We start from the raw sequence: 18465 nt of genomic DNA on the forward strand, positions 1-18465 counted from the left end.
GATGGATCGTACGAACGTGCCCGCGCCGTCCGTGGCGCGGGCACGCCCAGTCGGGTGTGGACTAGTTGCGGACGATGGTGAACGTGCTGGTCGGGTTCTCGATGTCGCGGTAGTTGTTGCTCATCTGCAGGTTGGTGAAGGTGGCCGAGCCGACCGCGGGACCCTGTCCGGCCTCCGGCAGCGGGTTGGCCCAGATCGCGAACCCGGACTTGGCGTCGTACTCGTCACCGCTCTTCTGCGCTCCGGTGATGGTGACGTTGGTGAAGACGCTGTCCTTGATCGGGTTGACCGGCTGGCCGCCGATGTACTGGGTCTGGAACATGATCCCGGAGTACGTCGGGTCGACGATGTCGACGTTGCTGACCCGGATGCCCTGGAACACCTTCGAGGCGCTGAACATCCAGATCGCCGGGAAGGTCTGCGCGCCCCAGAAGTGACCGCCGGCCCGGACGATCGAGATGTTGTCGAACACGGTCGGCGGGTTGGCCCCGAACCCGTTCATCGGGTAGCCGAAGTCCAGCGAGCTGATCGTGATGCCCGAGTAGACCAGGGTGTCCGCGATGTAGATGTTCTTGAACGTGTTCGCGTAGCCGCCGTAGACCGCGATACCCGCCGCACGCCACGTCAGGATCGTCGTGAGGTTCGAGTAGGTGTTGTTGATCTCGTCGGCGCCGCCCGCGTCGATCGCCGAGAACAGCGCGAAGCTGTCGTCGCCGGTGGCCCGGGCCTCGTTGTTGTCGACCAGGTTGCCGGTCGAGCCGTTGGTCATGTTGACGCCGTCGGCGAAGGTGTTCCGGATCCGCGAGTTCTTGATCACCATGTTGTCGGTGTTCGCGCCCCAGTACAGGCAGACCACGTGCTCGGCCCAGATGTTGTCGATGGTGATGTTCGAGACGTTGGCGAAGTCGAAGACCTTGCCGGGCCCGTCGATGCGGATCGTGTAGTTGCCGAAGAACGCGAAGTCCGCGAACGTCGATCCGTTGGCCGTCGCGTCGGCCCGGAAACCGGCGTCGGTCTCGGACTGGGTGGACGGTGTGTGGAAGCGGGTGTACCAGGGGCCGGCGCCGACCACCTTGATGGCCCGGCCGTACACCTGGAACTTGTTCGAGGTCTGGTAGTCACCGGCCGGGAGGTAGACGCCCAGCTTGGAGGTGTCCTGCCGGGCCGCGTCCAGGGCCGCCTGCACCGACTGCTGGTCGAAGCCGGCCGGCACGACGTACTTGGACGCGTCCGGGTTGGCGACCGGAGCGACCTGCTCCAGGTTGATGAAGTCGATCGCGATGTTGCCGCTGTTGCCGGAGTCCTTCTGCAGCTTGATCGTGCTGCCCGCCGGGAACGAACCGGTCAGCAGGATGTTCGCCTCGTCGTAGATGTGCCGCGGTCCGGTGCCGGAGTTCTGCGGGTTCGCCTCGTTGCCGTACAGCCAGGCGAACTTCGAGTTCAGCGGCAGCGTCCTGTTGAGTGAGCCGTTGACGTACACGTTGATCGAGCTGGTGGTGCCGTCCGGGATGGAGAACCGCGCGACCACGGTGTTCGTCGCCGCCCGGGTGGTCCACTGGACGTACGAGCCGGTCTGGTTCAGCGTGACCGCCTTGCGGCCGGACGCCTCACCGGCCAGGTTGCCGACGATCCGGTTCGGGCCGACGATCGCCGCGCCGCCACCGAGCTGACCGTCCTCGGCCTCGTAGAAGTCGAACGGCAGGTTCGCTCCACGACCCACGAAGAACGGCTTCTCACTGGTGTTGTTGGCCTGCTTCACCGGCAGCTCCGCGGAGTCCACCGCCACCACGGTCCGGACCGTGTACCGGCCGTTCGCCGCGGTCCACGAGCCGAGGTTGAGTGTGGTCGAGGCGCCCGCCGCGAGCGTCCCCGTGTAGGAGGCGGTGAGGGTGCGAACCGTCGTCGAGCCGTTGAGGATCGTCAGCGTGACGCCGTGCGCGCCGGATGAGGTCGCCGCCGAGCCCTGGTTCTTCAGGATCACCGAGAAGGCGACCGTGTTGCCGGCGGCCGGGGTGCCCGGGCTCCACGTGACCGACGAGGCGATCAGGTCGGCACTGCTCACCGGGGTGACGACCAGCGCGGACGGGTGGGTCCAGGAGTTGTTCGCCTCGTTGGTCTCGAAGATCGCACCGGCCTCGTCGACCTTCGCCGACAGCTGGTAGCTGCCGGCGTCGCGGGCGCCGATGCCCACGCTCACCGTCTGCGACTGGCCGGCCGCGAGGGCCGGGACCGCCACGGTGCCGACTTTGGCCGTACCCAGGTAGAAGTTGACGTTGGAGGCTGCCGCCGGAGCGGAGCCCGCGTTGCGGACCGTGGCCGACGCGGTGATCGCGTCCGTCTCCACCGGCGCGGCCGGGGAGTAGCCCGTCGACGTGATCGTCAGGTCCGGGTTCGGAGCCGCGGTGCCGATCACCTGCAGTTCCGCCACCTGGCCGCTGGGCGCACCGGTGTTGGCGGTGAAGGACAGCCGGACGTCCGCGGTGGTCGCCGAGACCGGCACGGTCACCGTGTTCCCGGTCGAGGGATTGAAGGTGTACGTCGCCGAGCCGGCGATCGTCGTGTAGGAGGACGCCGACTGCTCCCGTCCGAGGACGGAGAACGTCTGCTGGCGCGTGCCCCATGCGGTCGACGGGTTCAGCTTGACCACCACCGAGGAGACGGCTGCGTTAGCGCCCAGCTTCACCGTCAGGTTCGCCGGGTACGCGCTGCCCTCCCAATAGGTCGCGGTGTCACCGTCGTTCGCGTTCGCCGCCACGAAGGTGTGGATGACCGACGACGCCTCGATCGGCTTGCCGGCCGCCAGGTCCGTGCCGGTCTGCGGGGTGCCGTTACGGGTCACCGTGTCGCTGTTGCCGGAGACGTTGCCGGCCGCGTCCTTCGCCCGTACGTAGTACGCGACGGTCGCCGAGTCCGGCTGGCTGTCGGTGAAGGTCAGGACGTTGCCGAGCGAGGTACGCAGCACCCCGTTCGCGTAGACGTCGTAACCGGTCACGCCCACGTTGTCGGTGGACGCGTTCCAGGTGAGCCGGATCTGACCGCTCGCCGGCTGCGTGTAGGCCAGACCTCCGGGCGCGCTGGGGGCCTGGTTGTCACCACTGACCGGGCCGTAGATCTCCAGTTCGGACAGCTGGCCGGCCGGCCACGCGGTGTTGCCGGTGAAGTTGAGCCGCACGAAACGGGCGCTCGCCGCGGTGAAGTCGATCGTCACGGTGTTACCGGACGACGGGTTGAACGTGTAACCGGCACCGGCCTTCAACGTGCTGAAAGTGTTGCCGTCGGTGCTGCCCTGGATCGACAGGGTCTCGGTGCGGGTGTTCCAGGCGGTGGCCGGCGGCAGCTTCAGCACCGCCTGGTTGACCTGGGTGGACGTGCCCAGGTCGACCTGCAGCCACTGCGGGAAGGCGTTGTTGTTGCTCTCCCAGTAGGTGTTGGCGTTGCCGTCGCCGGCGTTGCCGGCCGGGTAGACGTCGGTGAAGCTGCTCGCGCTGAAGGTCTTGCCGGCCGCCAGGTTCGGGCCGGCGGCCAGTGCCGCGGGAGCGTGGACGAGCGCGGCGACCACGCTCGTCACCGCCACCGTGGCGAGGATTCTTCGGGACAATTTGGACATCGGGGGAGCGCACCTTTCTTCCGTGAGAGGTGGTGATCGCCGGGCGGGCGGCTTCGGTGGGTGCCGCCCGCCCGGACGCCTACTTCAGCCGCAGCCAGGCCGCGGTGTCCTGGGGAAGGAGATCGCCGTCGAGTGGGCCGCTGGCCAGCAGGACGGTTTCGTGTTCCGGCAGGGGGACGGGCCCGCCGGACAGGTTGAGAACACAGGCGAAATCGGCGCCGCGGGTCCAGGCGAGCACGCCCGCACCGCGGTCCAGCCAGGCGAAGTCCCGATCTTTGAAGGCGCGCAGCCGGATCGCCGAGCGGTAGAGCTCCAACATCGAACTGGGGTCGCCGGTCTGCGCCTGGACGGTTCGGTCCTTCCATTCGGCGGGCTGGGGCAGCCACGGGGCGCCGGTGGTGAAGTCGTAGGGCGGTTCGTCGCCGGACCACGGCAGCGGCACCCGGCAACCGTCCCGGGTGTGGCCCCTCCGGGCGTACATCGGATCCTGAATCTGATCTTCAGGAATCGACTCGTTCTCCCAGAGGCCCAGCTCCTCGCCCTGATAGACGTAGGCCGAACCGGGCAGCGACAGGGTGAGCAGCGCGGCCGCGCGGGCCCGCCGGGTGCCCAGCTCCAGGTCGGCCGGGGTGCCGTCCAGGTTGTTCTCGAAACTGAACGTGGTGTCGGCCCGGCCGTACCGGGTGACATGCCGGGTCACGTCATGGTTCGACAGGACCCAGGTGGGCGGTGCGCCGACGCCGGCGTGCGCGTCCAGGGTGCGTTCGATCGAAGAGCGCATGAGGTACGGGTCCCAAGCGCACCCGAGCAGGTCGAAGTTGAACGCCGCGTGCAGCTCGTCCGGACGGAGATAGTTGGTGAACCGCTCGACGTCCGGCATCCACACCTCCCCGATCAGCGCCCGATCCTCGTACTCGTCGGCGATCCGCCGCCACGACCGGTAGACGTCGTGCACCGCGTCCAGATCGTGGAACGGGTGCGGCTCGCCCTCGACGACCTCGGGCAGTGCCGGGTCCTTGAAGAGCAAGGCGGCCGAGTCGATCCGGATACCGTCGGCGCCCCGGTCGAACCAGAACCGCAGGATGCTCTCGAATTCGGCTCTCACCGCCGGGTGCTCCCAGTTCAGATCCGGCTGTTCCGGAGTGAAGAGATGCAGGTACCAGGTGTCGTCGTCGACCTTTGTCCAGGCCGTACCGCCGAATTCACCCACCCAGTTTGTAGGCATATTTTGGCTTTTACGAAACCAAAAGTAGTCCCGCTCTTTTCCGCCGGCCAGGGCCGCTTTGAACCAGGGATGCTCGCTGGAGATGTGGTTCGGGACGATGTCGATGATGATCCGGATGCCGGCCTCGTGCGCCTCGGCGATCAGCGCCTCCGCCTCGGACAGGTCACCGAAGACCGGGTCGATGTCGCGGAAGTCGGAGACGTCGTACCCGGCGTCGGCCATCGGCGACGGATACCACGGGCTCATCCAGATCGCGTCGACGCCGAGATCCCGGAGGTGACCGAGCCGCGCGCGGATGCCGGCGATGTCACCGACCCCGTCCCCGTCGCCGTCGGCGAAACTGCGCGGGTAGACCTGGTAGATCACCGCGTCACGCCACCACTGATTCGTCATCCCGCTCATCCCTTGAGGCTGCCTGTGGTCAGGCCGGACATGATGTTGCGCTGGAAGATCAAGAAGATGATCACGGTCGGCACGGCGGCGATCACCGAAGCCGCGACCACCACGTTCTGCGGTGTACCGGCAGCGAAGGCGTAGATGCCGACGCTGACCGTGCGGGTCTCCTGGCTCGGCATCACCAGCAGCGGCCAGAGGAAGTCCTTCCACACCGCGGTCACCGCGAAGATCGACACCACGCCCAGAATCGGACGGGACATCGGCAGAAGGATCGACCAGAGGGTCCGCAGCGGTGACGCGCCGTCCATGAAGGCGGCCGACATGATCTCTTCCGGGATCGAGTCGAAGAACCGCTTGAGCAGGAAGATGTTGAACGCGTTGGCGACCATCGGCAGCCAGATCGCGAACGGCGAGTCGAGCAGGCTGACGTCCAGGACCGGCAGGCTGATCACCGTCTGGTACTGCGGGACGATCAGCACCATCGCCGGGATCATCAGCGTCGCCAGCATCGCGCCGAGGATCACGTTGCCGAAGACCGGGCGGAGCTTGGAGAGTGCGTACGCCGCCGCGGTGTCCAGGATCAACTGGAACACCACCGCGCCGGCCGCGTAGTAGATCGTGTTGAACAGCAGCTTCGGCAGGTTCAGGTTGGTCCACGCGTCGACGTAGTTGGTGAACTCCGGATCGTGCGGGAACAACGTCGGCGGAGTCTGCGCGAGTTCCTGGCCCGACTTGAGGGCGCCGGTGACCATCCAGTACAGCGGCCCGATGAAGATCAGCGTGAACGCCGTGACGATGAGGCCGAACAGCGCCCAGTAGAGGAACCGGCCGCGTCCGCGCTGCAGCTGAGCGTGCGAGATGAGGGTTCGAGACATGGTTTCTAGTCCTGTTTCGTGCTCAGCCGGAGATAGACGGCGGAGAAGGCGGCCAGCACCAGCAGCATGATCACACCCAGGGCGGCGGCGCCGTTGAGATCGTTCTGGAAGAACCCGTGCTGGTAGATCAGGTACGCGACCGAGGTGGCCGAGTCCTGCGTGCCCGCGCCGTTGGCCAGGATCAGCGGCTCGATGAAGAGCTGCATGGTCGCGACGATCTGCATCATCGCCAGCAGGGCCAGGATCAGCCGGGTCTGCGGGATCGTCACGTGCCAGATCCGCTTCCACAGACCGGCGCCGTCGAGTTCGGCCGCCTCGTACAGATCGCCCGGGATGTTCTGCAGCGCCGCCAGGTAGATCAGCACCGCGCCGCCCATGTTCATCCAGGTCGACGCGATCACCATGGCCGGCATCGTCATCGTCGGCGACTGCATCCACTCCGACGTGGGCAGATGCAGGAATTTCAGGATCGCGTTGAACAGGCCCGCTTCGCTCGGGTCGTACGCGTAGTACTTGAAGAGGTAGAGCGCCGACGCCGGCGGCAGCATGACCGGCAGGTAGACCAGGATGCGCAGGTAACCCTTGGCGTGACGGAACTCGTTGAGCAGGATCGCGACGAAGAACGGCGCCACGAAACCGAGGATGAGCGCGAGCCCGGTGAAGTAGAAGGTGTTCTTCCAGGCGACCCAGAAGCTCGGATCCTCGATGATCCGGATGTAGTTGTCCCAGCCCACCCAGGTGGTCACACCGCGGCGGGTGCGCTGGAAGCTCATCACGATGCCGCGGATCATCGGGAACCACATGAACAGGCCGAAGCAGAGGACCGCCCCGATCAGGAACGCGTGTCCGGTCAGGTTGTCCCGCAGTTTGCGGCTGGTCTTCGAGGAGACCCCCGCCTCGGCTCTCACCGGGGCGGGGGCGGTGATGACGGCCATCCTCAGCTACCGGCCGCCAGCAGCTGGTTGACCTTCTCCTCGGCGGTCTTGAGCAGCGTGTCGACGTTCGCGTTGGGGTCGGTCAGGACACCCGACATCGCCGAGTCGAGGATCGCGTAGATCGCCTGGGCGTCCCGCGGCTCGCCCACGATCGGCAGCTGCTTCGCCTCGAACAGCGCGAAGTTCTCCACCGGCACGTTCGCGTTCGCCTTGCGCAGGTCGAACTCCTGCTTCTGCGCCTCGGTGCCGTTCGCGAACAGCAGCGGCTGCGGCAGGCCGACCGGGTAGTTCTGCGGCTTGGCCCGCACGTAGTCGAACTGGCCCTTGCCGGGGGTGAGCTTCTGGTAGGCGATCCACTTCAGGCCCGCCTCGACCTGCTCCTTGGTAAGGTCCTTCTTGAAGAAGTAACCCTCACCGCCGCCGAGCGTGCCCTTGGCCAGGTCGGTCTGACCCGGCAGCGGCGCGACCGCCCAGTCCTCGAACTTGCCCTTGAACTGGCTGACGATCGCCTGGGTGGTGTCCGGCGCGCCGATGAACATGCCGACCTTGCCGGCGGCGGCGTTGGTCAGCAGGTCGCCCCACTGCAGGAGCTGGCGGGCGCCCATCGAGTTGTCGCCGTACCGCATGTCCTTGAGGTTCTGCAGGACCTGCTTGCCCTCGGTGGTGTTGAAGGCGGCTTTCTTGCCGTCCTCGGAGAGGACCCGGCCGCCCTGCGAGTAGAGCAGCGAGGTGAAGTGCCAGCCGCCGGTGTTCCCGGCGCTGTACTCCGCGTAACCGGCCACGCTGCTGTCGGCGGCGGTGATCTTCTTGGCCGCCTCGCGCACCTCGGGCCACGTCTTCGGCGGGTTGTTGACGTCCAGACCGGCCTTCGCGAACAGGGTCTTGTTATAGACCAGACCCATCGAATAATTCTTCACCGGTACGCCGTACAGCTTGCCGCCGTCGGTGAAGACCTCCTTCAGTGCCGGGTCGACGCTGTCCCACGTGGCGATGGTGTCCTTGCTGACGTACTGGGTGATGTCCAGCGCCTGACCCGAGTCCAGCACCTGCTGCAGGTCGGTCATGTAGCCGTAGAAGACGTCGGTCGTGGTGCCACCGGCCAGGCGAGCGGTGAAGTCCGGCGGGTTGTTGCACTGCTGGCCGACGCTGATGCTCTTGATGACGATGTTCGGGTTCTCGGTCTGGAACGCCTTGACGTCGGCGTTCCAGTTGTCGAGCAGCTCCTTCTGGGCGGCGACCGGCTGGCAGTCGACCGTGATGGTGACCTTGCCGGCGGCGTCGGCCCCGCCGTCGTCGTCACTCTTCGTGGAACACGCCGTCAGGCTGAGCCCGAGGCCGGCCACGAGCGCTAGCGCCGCAACCTTCCGGTACTGCGGTACGGACATCTGTCCATCCCTTCGGGAACGGGTTATCCATGGCCATCGCTGAATCGCGTTGTCGTCACTACGGTCAGGACTGTTTCCCGTAGTGAGTGGAGTCACTGTAACTACGGGGCCATGTTGCCGCAAGGTTTCGATCGCGCTTTGAAAAAACACGACTGCGCTTTGTTCTCTTTCGCTCTTGTCTGTTTTGGGCACAAAAAAGCCGGCCCCTGTCGGGGCCGGCGACTATCTGTCGGTCTCTACCTGCGGGCCGGGGCGGTCGAGCCGCGGACCACCAGCTCCGGCTCGAAGAGCAGCTCGTCGGAGAACTCGCGGGCCTCGTCGATCTGGCTGACCAGCAGATCCACCGCGGCCTGGCCCATCGTCTCGATCGGCTGCCGCACCGTGGTCAGCGGCGGATCGGTGCAGGTCATGAACGCGGAATCGTCGAAACCGACCACCGAGACGTCGGCCGGAACCGCTTTGCCCAGCCGGCGGGCCGCCCGGATCGCGCCGAGAGCCAGCACGTCACTGGCGCAGATGATGCCGGTCACGCCGCGCTCCACCAGCTTGGTGGCCGCCACCCGGGCGCCCTCCATCGAGAAGCTCGACCGCTCCACCTCGGCCTCGATGTCGGCCGCCTGGATCATCGCGAGCAGCTTGCGGCGCGACGGGATGTGCCCCTCCGGGCCGAGCACCATGCCGATCCGCTCGTGACCCAGCGAGCGAAGATGCCCATAGGCCTGCTCGACCGCCACCGCGTCGTCGGTCGACACCCGGGGAAAACCCAGCTCGTCGACACCCGCGTTGACCAGCACCACCGGCAGGCCGCGCTCGGTCAGCCGCAGGTAGTGCTCGTGCGAGGCGTCGGCCAGCGCATACGACCCACCGGCGAAGATCACGCCGCTGACCTGGTGGTCCAGCAGCATCTCCACGTAGTCGGACTCGGGCACGCCGCCGATCGTCCGCGCGCACAGCGCCGGGGTGAAGCCGCGCTGCGCGAGTGAGCTGGTCACCACCTCGGCCAGAGCGGGGAAGATCGGGTTCTGCAGCTCGGGCAGGACCAGGCCGACGAGCCGGGCCCGCTCGCCGCGCAGTTTCGTCGGGCGCTCATAGCCGAGCACGTCCAGGGCGGTGAGCACCGATGTGCGGGTGGCCTCCGAGACGCCGCTGCGTCCGTTGAGCACCCGGCTGACGGTCGCCTCGCTGACCCCGGCTTTCTTAGCCACCTCGGCAAGTCGTTTGGTCACCACGGAATCCTACGTCAGATTCTTGCAAAAACAGAACTGTGATGTGTTGCCGGTTTGCGGCCACTTGCGAACTGGTTGCCGTGTCCGGCGTGCTCGGCAAGCATATTTCACGCGGCGTGGCGAGGATCCGGCAGTGAAGCGGTTAAGCCGTCGCTCTCCGCATTGCGGCACACGTCATCGGTTCCATCGGCTTTCGTGGCGGCCCTCGCTCCCGGTGCCGCTGACTCCGGCGACGCGCACGCCCTTCGGCGAGCGCATCGTCGATCCGGATCAGGGCCGCGGGCAGCGGCGCCCAACAAAATGCTGGTCAGAGCGGTGGAAGCGTGGGGTCAGCGCACACGATCATTGTTCGGGTGCGCTGGTGGTCGCGATAGCGAGTCTTCAGCCCCATGACATCTGTCAGCCCGAATCCGGTGGTAAAGCGGTCAGGATCCTCGCTCGGCGGGCGCGCCGTTCGGGGCTCGCGCCCGTCCATGCCGTTCGGCGCTCGCGCTCGTCCATGTCGTTCGGGGCTCGCGCTCGTCCATGTCGTTCGGGGCTCGCGCCCGTCCGCGCCGTTCGGGGCTCGCGCCCGTCCATGTCGTTCGGGGCTCGCGCCCGTCCATGTCGTTCGGGGCTCGCGCCCGTCCGCGCCGTTCGGGGCTCGCGCTCGTCCATGTCGTTCGGGGCTCGCGCCCGTCCGCGCGGTTCGGGGCTCGCGCCCGTCCGCGCCGCTCTGCTTCCGTCCGTGCTCCCCAGCGATCTTGACCGAATTTCCACCGGATCCGGTGGCAAAGAGGTCAAGATCCTCGCCGGGCGGGCAGTGTTCCTTCTCGCCGGAGGAGGGCTTCGGCGATCTTGACCGCATCACCACCGGATCCGGTGGGAAAACGGTCAAGATTTTAGGCGGAGGATGCTGTCGCGGTCGTCGTGACCGTTTCGGCGCGGGAACTCGTCGTGGTCGTCGTGGTCGTTTCGGCGCGGAAACTCGTTTCGGTCGTCGCGGCCGCGCGGGGAGGATGGCGCGATGACCGAGACGCCGCTGCACGTGCTGTACCGGGAAGCCGGTGAGCCCGGGGCGATCCAGGCCCTGGACCGGCTCGCCGGAGCCTTGGCCGGGCAGCCGCAATGGCTTGCGGGAGCCCGGGCCGGGCAGCCGCAATGGCTTGCGGGAGCCCGGGCCGGGCAGGCGCACCCGTCCGGCGAGATGCTCTCGCTGATGCCGCTCGCCTTCCGGCCACGTCTTCTCGTCCGGCTCGACGAGCGGTCCCGCAGCGCCGGATGGCGGCTCGCCGTGCGGCGATGGCACGCCGGCGAGTGGATCCTGGAGGCGGAGCCCGGCGACCAGTGGCATGGCGTGCTTGATCTGGTGACGGACTTCGACCGGGACCCGGACGGTGCCGGGCAGATCGCGGTGGCGTTCGCCGCGACCGACCGCGACGGCCGCCGGCGGGAACGGGCGGTCGCGGTGATGGCCGGCCGGCGGCGGCCCGAGCACCTGGCGTTCCTGGTGCTGCGCTGCGACGACTGGGCCGGCCAGGTCCGTGAACGGGCCGGCGCGGCGGTGGCCGCGATGCTGCACGAACGCCCGGAACACCTGCTGCGGGTGGCTCTTCCGATGGCCTCTCACCTGGCCGCCCGGCGCCGGGGCGGAAAGGCGCTGCGGATCATCGAGCGGATGGTGGAGGAGGACTTCGACCGGTACGCCCCGATCCTCCTGGGCGATCGCGATCCTCACGGGCGGCGGCTGGCATTCGGTGTGGGCCGGCGGCTGGAGCGGTGGACGTACCCGGATCTGGTCGATTTCGCCATGCGCGAACCGGATCGGATGGTGCGGTGGGAGGCCGCCCGGACGGCCATTCGTGAGGCGATCCGCCGGGAGGATCTCGCGGTGCTGCGGAACCTCGCTAAGGTCCGGTTCGTCGCGGTCCGATCACTGGCCATGGCCGCACTTTCCGAGTTGGGCCACGATGACGAGGTCACCGTCGCGATCACCGACCCGGCGCCGTTGATCAGGGCATACGCGCGGAGCCGGACCATCGATCCGGCGGCGCGCTACCGGTCACTGATCGCCCCCGCGGCGCTCGGTGACCGGACTGCCGAGACGGTGGCTGCTGGTTCGGCGGCAGGGTCGGCTGCGGCTGAGGCGGTGGCTGCTGGTTCGGCGGCAGGGTCGGCTGCGGCTGAGGCGGTGGCAGCGTCGGCTGGTGCTGGTGCTGGTGCTGGTGCTGGTGCTGGTGCTGGTGCTGGTGCTGGTGCGGTGGCGGCTGAGGCAGTGGCTGCTGGTTCGGCGGCAGGGTCGGCTGCGGCTGAGGCGGTGGCTGCCGGTTCGGCGGCCGCTGATGTCGTGTGCTGGGCGATCGTCGGTCTGGCGGAGATGGGTGACCGCCGGGACGCGAGCGTTCTCACCCCGCTGCTGCGGCATCCCGACTACCGGATCCGGGCCGCGGCGGTGCGTGGGCTGAGGCTGATCGACTCCGTCCCCGTGGAGGAGACGCTGCCACTGCTCACCGACCCGGCGAGAGATGTCGTGCGGGAGGCGTCGCTGGCACTGGGGGTCTACCGGCGCCGGATCCCGGAGGAGTTGCCCTGGACACTGCTGGCCGACCCCCGCCCCGAGGTGCGGCTCGCCGGGTCCCGTCTACTGGCGGATCGTGCCCCGATCGTCCGGCTGGCGGCCGCCCTGACCCTGGCCGCCGACACCGATCCGGTCCTGGCCCACCGTGGCCGCATGGCGGCGATCCGTCTGATCCCCGCGCTGTCCGCCGCCCTGCCGTCCGCCGCCCTGCCGTCCGCCGCCTCGCCGTCCCCCGCCTCGCTGTCCTCCGCCCCTCCAGGACCGGGTCCGGATGCCCGACAGTACCTTCTCGACCTGCTGGAACGCGCCCGCCCCGCCCTCGGCCGGCACTACGAACGGATGTCCGCCGCGGTCGCTGGGCAGCACAGGCAGCTCCGGGGGTGAAACCGGGCGAATGTGCCAGGATCGGGGAAAACGCTTCGCGACCTATGGGGGAGATGGGATGTTTTGCGGAGGCCGGTAGAGAGGGGTCGCTGTCACCATGTCCGACTGGGATCAGAATGACGGCTGGTCGTCGACGGATCAGCAGCAGGACTGGTCGTCGGGGAACGGTCAGAGCGACTGGTCGGCACAGGACCGGCAGCGTGACTCGGTGCACCGGCTGGCCAACGTGAGCAACGACATGGCGGCCGCCACCGACGCGGCGGTGCGTGCGGCCGAGACCGCGGTCCAGGTGATCCAGCGGCTGGAGGCGAGCAGCACCGAGATCGGCAAAGTGGTCCAGCTGATCGCCACGATTGCCAAGCAGACCAACCTGCTCGCTCTCAACGCGACCATCGAGGCGGCCCGGGCCGGCGAGGCGGGACGCGGCTTCGCCGTCGTGGCCAGCGAGGTCAAGGACCTGGCCAACGAGACGGCCACGGCGACCAGCGAGATCGGCACCCAGGTCGGCGGGATCCGGGCGGACACCCAGAACGCGGTCTCGGCCATCGAGGAGATGCAGGGCCTGATCGAGGAACTGGACCGCTGCCAGAAGGTGATCAGCGGGATCGTCGTGGAGCAGCAGCGCGGCTGACGGAGTCATGCGTCATCGGTACCGCGGATCGTCCCGGGACCGCCGGCCGGACTGTGGACAGCCGAGGAATGTGGATAACCTCCGGGACGGCCGGAGCGGTGGGGGAGACTGGGCGCCATGGCTCGCAGATCCCCCAAACCCCGGACTGCCTCTTCCGTGTGCCCGTGCGGGCGTGGCCCGTACGCGGAATGTTGTGCTCCTCTGCACGACGGCAAGCCGGCGGCGGACCCGGAAGCGTTGATGCGCTCGCGTTTCAGCGCGTATGCGCTGGACAACAGTGACTTCGTGCTGCGGACCTGGCATCCGGAGACCCGTCCCGGCTCCGTGGAGCCCGACCCCACGCTGCGCTGGACCAGCCTGGAGGTGCTGGAGCACAGCGGTGGCGGCGTGTTCGACGCCGAGGGCACCGTCGAGTTCCGGGCACACTTCATCGACGGCGGCAAGCCCGGAGTGATGGCCGAGAAGAGCCGGTTCGTGCGGCACGACGGCCGTTGGGTGTACTGGGGGCCGCTGTGATGTGCTGGAAGGGGAGGTGGGTTCGTCATGTCGGCAGAGCGGCCGCTTGAGGACGGCATCGTCAGGGACTTCAAGGTCAACTTGTCGTACGGGGAGTATCTGCGCCTCGACGACATCCTGGGTGGGCAGCACCCGGTCAGTGTCCCGGAGCACCATGACGAGCTGCTGTTCATCGTGCAGCATCAGACATCCGAGCTGTGGCTGAAATTGATCGTCCACGAGCTCCGTGCTGTGCGGGAGCATCTGGCGGCCGACGAGCTGCGGCCGGCGCTCAAGGGCCTGGCCCGGGTCAAGCACATCCAGCGCACCCTGACCGAGCAGTGGTCGGTGCTGGCCACCCTCACCCCGACGGAGTACGCGGAGTTCCGCTCGTTCCTCGGGACGTCGTCGGGCTTCCAGTCGTACCAGTACCGCGCGATCGAGTTCCTGCTAGGCAACAAGAACAGGGGCATGCTCCCGATCTTCGACGACCAGCCGGCGGCCCGCGCGCTGCTGGAGGAGGCGCTGGAGACACCGAGCGTCTACGACGAGTTCCTGCACTTCCTGGCGCGGCGCGGGCACCACGTGCCGGAGGAGATCCTGCACCGTGACGTCACCGAGGCGTATGAGTACCACCCCGACCTGGTCCCGGTCTTCCAGCAGATCTACGAGAAGGCGGAGCAGAACTGGGACGTCTACGAGGCCTGTGAGGAACTCGTCGACCTGGAGGAGAACTTCCAGTTGTGGCGGTTCCGCCATCTCAAGACGGTGGAGCGGACGATCGGCTTCAAGCGGGGGACCGGCGGGTCGAGCGGGGTCTCGTTCCTGCGGGCGGCGCTCGATCTGACATTCTTCCCCGAGCTCTACGCCGTCCGTACCGAGATCGGGGTGCCCCGTTGACCGATGACCTGCCCGCCCGCGCCGCCGCCCTGGACACGGCCGATCCGCTCGCGGCGTTCCGGGAGCAGTTCATCACCCCGCCGCCGGCTGAGCTGCTCTCCTACCTCGACGGCAACTCGCTGGGCCGGCCGTTGGAGGCGACCGCCCAGCTCGTCGACGAGTTCATCCGCGAGCAGTGGGGCGGCCGGCTGATCCGTGGCTGGGACGAGAGCTGGCTGGAGTGGCCGCTGACCCTCGGCGACCGGCTCGGCGCGGCTGCTCTCGGTGCGGCGCCCGGCCAGACGGTGATCGCCGACTCGACGACCGTGCTGATCTACAAGCTGGCCCGGGCCGCGGTGGACGCCCGGCCCGGCCGCCGGACCGTGGTGCTCGACACCGACAACTTCCCCACCGACCGGTACGTGCTGGAGGGCATCGCCGCCGAGCGGGACCTGCGACTGGTGTGGATCGAGACCGACCCGGCCGCCGGGATCACGCCGGAGCAGGTCGCCGCGGTGGTCGACGCCGACACCGCGCTGGTGCTTTTCAGCCACGTCGCCTACCGGTCGGGGTGGCTCGCCGACGTCGCCGCAATCAACCGGGTCGCGCACGCGGCCGGGGCGCTGACCATGTGGGACCTGTGTCACTCGGCCGGATCGGTGCCGGTCGCCCTCGACGAGTGGGGCGTCGACCTGGCGGTCGGCTGCACCTACAAGTATCTGAACGGTGGGCCGGGCGCCCCCGCCTTCGCCTACCTGCGGTCGGAACTGCAGGGAGAGTTGCGGCAGCCGATCCAGGGCTGGATGGGGCACCGGGCGGCCTTCGAGATGGGGCCCGGTTACGAGCCTGCCGCCGGGGTCCGGGCGCTGCTCAGCGGGACGCCACCGATCCTGGCGATGGTGCCCCTGCAAGCCAACCTGGCCATGCTGGAGGCCGCCGGGATCGAGGCGGTGCGGGCCAAGTCGCTGCTGCTCACCGGATATGTGCTGGACCTGGCCGACGAGTGGCTCGCGCCGTACGGGGTGGAGGTCGCCGGTCCACGGGAGCCGTCGCAGCGGGGTGGCCACGTGACGTTGCGGCGTGACGGGTTCAAGGAGTTCCTGGAGCCGCTGTGGGACAGCGGCGTTATCCCCGACTACCGCCGTCCGGACGGCCTGCGGATCGGCCCGGCACCGCTGAGCACCAGCTTCGCCGAGGTGTGCCAGGGGCTGACGGTGCTGCGGGAGCTGCTGGAGAAGGGCCCCCGTTGAGCACGGAGTCGTCCTCCACCGAGACCTCCTCGTCGACCTCGCCGGACGGATCCGAGACCTCCTCGTCGACCTCGCCGGACGGATCCGAGATCGCATCGTCGTCTTCGCCGGACGGATCCGAGATCCCGTCGTCGTCGCCGGAAGTGTGCGAGACCCCGCCCTCCACTGCTGCCGCCTGTTGCGGTGGTCCGGACGGTGGGCCGGGATGTGCCCTGTCGGCCCTGCGGCGTTCCTCCGGTCCCCGGCCGACGGTGACGGTCGCGGAGGAGACTCCGCTCCCGGACGCGCCCTCACCCGTGTCTTCCGCGGTGTCCGGGGCGACCTCCGCCCCGGCTTCCTCGGGCTGGGTTTCCTCAGGCTGGGCTTCCGCGAGCTCGGCTTCCGCGAGCTCGGGCTCGGCGGGGCGCGTTCGGTGGCTGCTGGCTGATTCGATCTGGTGGGGTGGGCGGCTGCGCAAGGGCGTCGCCCTCCGGGTCGCGGCCGACGGGGTGGTCAAGCCGGTTCCGGTCGAGCTCGCGCCTGATGGCGACGACACGCGCCGGCTGCCGGGGACGTTGCTGCCCGGGTTGGTCGACGCGCATGTGCATTCGGCGCTCGTCGACCTCGGCGAGGTCCGGGCCGGGGGAATCGCCGAGGTGTGGGATCTCGGTGGTGTTCCGGCGACGGTCGCCGAGCTTGCCGGGCGGGCACTGGAGGCCGGTTCGGGGCTACCGCGGGTTCGCTATGCGGGACCGTTTCTGATCGCTCCGGGCGGCTATCCGAGCGACCGGCCCTGGGCGCCGGTCGGCAGCTGGCGGGAGATCAGCACGGCGGACGACGCCGGGTCGGCGGTGGCTGAGGCGCGGGCTGCCGGGGCGACCCTGATCAAAGTGACCGCACACGCCGGTGGGCCGCAGCTCACCCCTCCTGTCCTGACGTCCCTGGTCGAGGCGGCACATGTGTCCGGGCTGCGGGTCGTCGTGCACGCCGAGGGGGTGGGGACGGTCGAGGCGGCGTACACCGCGGGGGCCGACGTGCTGGCGCACACCCCATGGACCGAGCGGATCGACGACACGCTGCTCCGTGCCTGTGCCCAGCACATGACCTGGATCAGCACGCTGGACATCCACGGTTGGGGCGCCCCTGACCCGGCCCGGGAGATCGCCGTCGACAACTTGCGGCGCTTCGCCGGGTGCGGCGGGACCGTCCGCTACGGAACGGATCTCGGCAACGGCCCGCTGCCGGCCGGCATCAACGTCCGCGAGGTCGGGCTGTTGCAGTCGGCGGGTCTGACCCCGGACGAGGTTCTGATCGCCATGACCGAGACTGCCGGCTCCACGGTGTCCTGGATCGCGGACGGACTCGACCTGGACGTGAGCCGTTTCGCTGACGTCCTGGCCACCGCCCGGGTCCTCGACGCCGTATAGCCGCCGCGACGCGCAAACGCGTGCGTGGTGACCGGTGGCCCGGATCGAGCCGCAAGTCACCATGCTGACGTTGGTCCGGTGGCCCGGATCGAGCCGCAAGTCACCATGCTCACGTCGGCCCCGTGGGGCGTGGTGACCGGTGGCCCGGATCGAGCCGCAAGTCACCACGCGAAGGGGCCGGGGTGGGTCAGACGGGGACGGCTGAGCCTGTGGTGGCGCTGTGGCGGGCCGCGTCCAGGATCTCCATGGCGCGGACCGAGTCCCACGGGTCCACCGGCAGCGGGGCCTCGCCGCGGACCGCCGCCGCCACCGCTGGGTAGAACGTGTCCCAGCGGCCCCGGCAGCTCTCCACCGGAGCGCCGGTGGAACCGCGGAACAGGTGGCCCCAGCGGTGCTCCGGCTCGACGCCCCAGCGGTCACCGAGACGGGCCGGGGACTTGCCGGCCTTCAGCAGGGTCTCCTGGTAGTCGAGTTCGGGGGAGATGTACGTCCCGGCGGTGCCGGTCACCCGGAAGCGCGGGCCCGGGCCGGCCTGGCGCCACGAACCCCACAGATGCGACTCGACGCCGCCGGTGTGGTGCAGGGCCACGAAGAAGTCGTCGTCGAGGCCGCCGTCGGGGCCGTGCACCTCCGCATACACTCTTTCGACCGGGCCGTGCAGCTGGAGCGCCTGGTCGACGAGGTGGGAGCCGAAGTCGAGGAGGGTGCCGCCGCCGGCCGCGCCGGGAAGCCGCTCGGGGGCCCACCGCTCCATCCTGGACTCGAACCGCCGGACTGTGCCGATCGACCCGTTCTCCATCAGCTTGCGGATGGTCAGCAGGTCCGAATCCCACCGCCGGTTCTGATAGACGGTGAGGAGCACCCCGGCCTCCTCGGCCGTGGTGACGAGCTTGCGGGCGGTGTCGGCGTCGAGCGCGAACGGCTTGTCGACGACGACGGCGAGCCCGGCCTCGATGGCCTCGACCGCCAGGGCGGCGTGGGTGGCTGCGGGCGTGGAGATGGCCACCGCCTGCACGCCGTCGGCGGCGAGGGCGGCGATCGACTCGTACGGTTTCACACCCGGCAGCTGCTCGGCCACCTGGGCTTGGCGCTCGGGCGACGTGGTCACCACGCCGACGAAGTCGATCTCTGCCGCGGAGGCGATCAGCGGCGCATGGAACACCCGGCCGCCGGTGCCGTAGCCGACCAGCCCGAACTTAACCCGTTCGATCATG

13 protein-coding genes are annotated in these 18465 nt (G+C 68.8%); 6 read left to right on the top strand and 7 right to left on the bottom strand.

Features of this window, described 5'->3' with window-relative positions:
- Positions 1-61: 61 nt before the first annotated feature.
- The 6 genes from ACFO0C_RS06400 to ACFO0C_RS06425 form a co-directional block, all read right to left on the bottom strand.
- On the bottom strand, positions 62-3607 hold the full coding sequence (locus ACFO0C_RS06400; RefSeq protein ID WP_378065602.1) for a discoidin domain-containing protein: 3546 nt from the start codon (positions 3605-3607) through the stop codon (positions 62-64).
- Between the two features lie 79 nt (positions 3608-3686).
- Positions 3687-5225 carry a glycoside hydrolase family 13 protein gene (locus ACFO0C_RS06405; protein WP_378065603.1) on the bottom strand — a complete coding sequence of 513 codons (1539 nt, stop codon included), beginning with the start codon at positions 5223-5225 and terminating at the stop codon, positions 3687-3689.
- A gap of 5 nt (positions 5226-5230) precedes the next feature.
- Positions 5231-6103, bottom strand: coding sequence for a carbohydrate ABC transporter permease (locus tag ACFO0C_RS06410; RefSeq protein WP_378065604.1), 873 nt, complete (start codon positions 6101-6103; stop codon positions 5231-5233).
- A gap of 5 nt (positions 6104-6108) precedes the next feature.
- Positions 6109-7038, bottom strand: a complete 930-nt coding sequence (locus ACFO0C_RS06415; RefSeq protein ID WP_378065605.1) for a carbohydrate ABC transporter permease — start codon at positions 7036-7038, stop codon at positions 6109-6111.
- A gap of 2 nt (positions 7039-7040) precedes the next feature.
- On the bottom strand, positions 7041-8423 hold the full coding sequence (locus tag ACFO0C_RS06420; protein ID WP_378065606.1) for an ABC transporter substrate-binding protein: 1383 nt from the start codon (positions 8421-8423) through the stop codon (positions 7041-7043).
- 236 nt (positions 8424-8659) lie between these two features.
- On the bottom strand, positions 8660-9649 hold the full coding sequence (locus ACFO0C_RS06425) for a LacI family DNA-binding transcriptional regulator (protein ID WP_378065607.1): 990 nt from the start codon (positions 9647-9649) through the stop codon (positions 8660-8662).
- A 1006-nt stretch (positions 9650-10655) separates the two neighbouring features.
- Here ACFO0C_RS06425 and ACFO0C_RS06430 point away from each other — a divergent pair.
- The 6 genes from ACFO0C_RS06430 to ACFO0C_RS06455 all read left to right on the top strand — a co-directional run bounded on the left by ACFO0C_RS06430 (position 10656) and on the right by ACFO0C_RS06455 (position 17251).
- Complete coding sequence (locus tag ACFO0C_RS06430; protein ID WP_378065608.1) at positions 10656-12590, top strand: HEAT repeat domain-containing protein; 1935 nt, start codon at positions 10656-10658, stop codon at positions 12588-12590.
- 97 nt (positions 12591-12687) lie between these two features.
- Positions 12688-13221: a methyl-accepting chemotaxis protein gene (locus tag ACFO0C_RS06435; RefSeq protein ID WP_378065609.1), complete on the top strand. Its 534-nt coding sequence runs from the start codon at positions 12688-12690 to the stop codon at positions 13219-13221.
- A 156-nt stretch (positions 13222-13377) separates the two neighbouring features.
- A complete protein-coding gene (locus ACFO0C_RS06440; protein ID WP_449190915.1) occupies positions 13378-13737 on the top strand; it encodes a YchJ family protein in 360 nt (119 codons plus the stop codon).
- A gap of 27 nt (positions 13738-13764) precedes the next feature.
- Positions 13765-14616, top strand: a complete 852-nt coding sequence (gene kynA, locus ACFO0C_RS06445; RefSeq protein WP_378065611.1) for a tryptophan 2,3-dioxygenase — start codon at positions 13765-13767, stop codon at positions 14614-14616.
- Positions 14613-15845 carry a kynureninase gene (gene kynU, locus ACFO0C_RS06450; protein WP_378065612.1) on the top strand — a complete coding sequence of 411 codons (1233 nt, stop codon included), beginning with the start codon at positions 14613-14615 and terminating at the stop codon, positions 15843-15845. The genes kynA and kynU overlap by 4 nt, the downstream gene beginning before the upstream one ends.
- Positions 15842-17251 carry an amidohydrolase gene (locus ACFO0C_RS06455; RefSeq protein ID WP_378065613.1) on the top strand — a complete coding sequence of 470 codons (1410 nt, stop codon included), beginning with the start codon at positions 15842-15844 and terminating at the stop codon, positions 17249-17251. The genes kynU and ACFO0C_RS06455 overlap by 4 nt, the downstream gene beginning before the upstream one ends.
- Positions 17252-17438: 187 nt before the next feature.
- Here the strand turns inward: ACFO0C_RS06455 and ACFO0C_RS06460 are convergent, their stop codons facing one another.
- Positions 17439-18464, bottom strand: a complete 1026-nt coding sequence (locus ACFO0C_RS06460; protein ID WP_378065614.1) for a Gfo/Idh/MocA family protein — start codon at positions 18462-18464, stop codon at positions 17439-17441.
- Position 18465: the final 1 nt, after the last annotated feature.

It is taken from the genome of Actinoplanes subglobosus (assembly GCF_042650585.1).
GTDB classification, from domain to species: domain Bacteria; phylum Actinomycetota; class Actinomycetes; order Mycobacteriales; family Micromonosporaceae; genus Actinoplanes; species Actinoplanes subglobosus.

Bases quoted from the DNA above. Each gene is read 5' to 3' on its own strand.
- ACFO0C_RS06400 (WP_378065602.1), bottom strand. From the start codon at position 3,607: ATGTCCAAATTGTCCCGAAGAATCCTCGCCACGGTGGCGGTGACGAGC.
- ACFO0C_RS06405 (WP_378065603.1), bottom strand. From the start codon at position 5,225: ATGACGAATCAGTGGTGGCGTGACGCGGTGATCTACCAGGTCTACCCG.
- ACFO0C_RS06410 (WP_378065604.1), bottom strand. From the start codon at position 6,103: ATGTCTCGAACCCTCATCTCGCACGCTCAGCTGCAGCGCGGACGCGGC.
- ACFO0C_RS06415 (WP_378065605.1), bottom strand. From the start codon at position 7,038: ATGGCCGTCATCACCGCCCCCGCCCCGGTGAGAGCCGAGGCGGGGGTC.
- ACFO0C_RS06420 (WP_378065606.1), bottom strand. From the start codon at position 8,423: ATGTCCGTACCGCAGTACCGGAAGGTTGCGGCGCTAGCGCTCGTGGCC.
- ACFO0C_RS06430 (WP_378065608.1), top strand. From the start codon at position 10,656: ATGACCGAGACGCCGCTGCACGTGCTGTACCGGGAAGCCGGTGAGCCC.
- ACFO0C_RS06435 (WP_378065609.1), top strand. From the start codon at position 12,688: ATGTCCGACTGGGATCAGAATGACGGCTGGTCGTCGACGGATCAGCAG.
- kynA (WP_378065611.1), top strand. From the start codon at position 13,765: ATGTCGGCAGAGCGGCCGCTTGAGGACGGCATCGTCAGGGACTTCAAG.
- ACFO0C_RS06460 (WP_378065614.1), bottom strand. From the start codon at position 18,464: ATGATCGAACGGGTTAAGTTCGGGCTGGTCGGCTACGGCACCGGCGGC.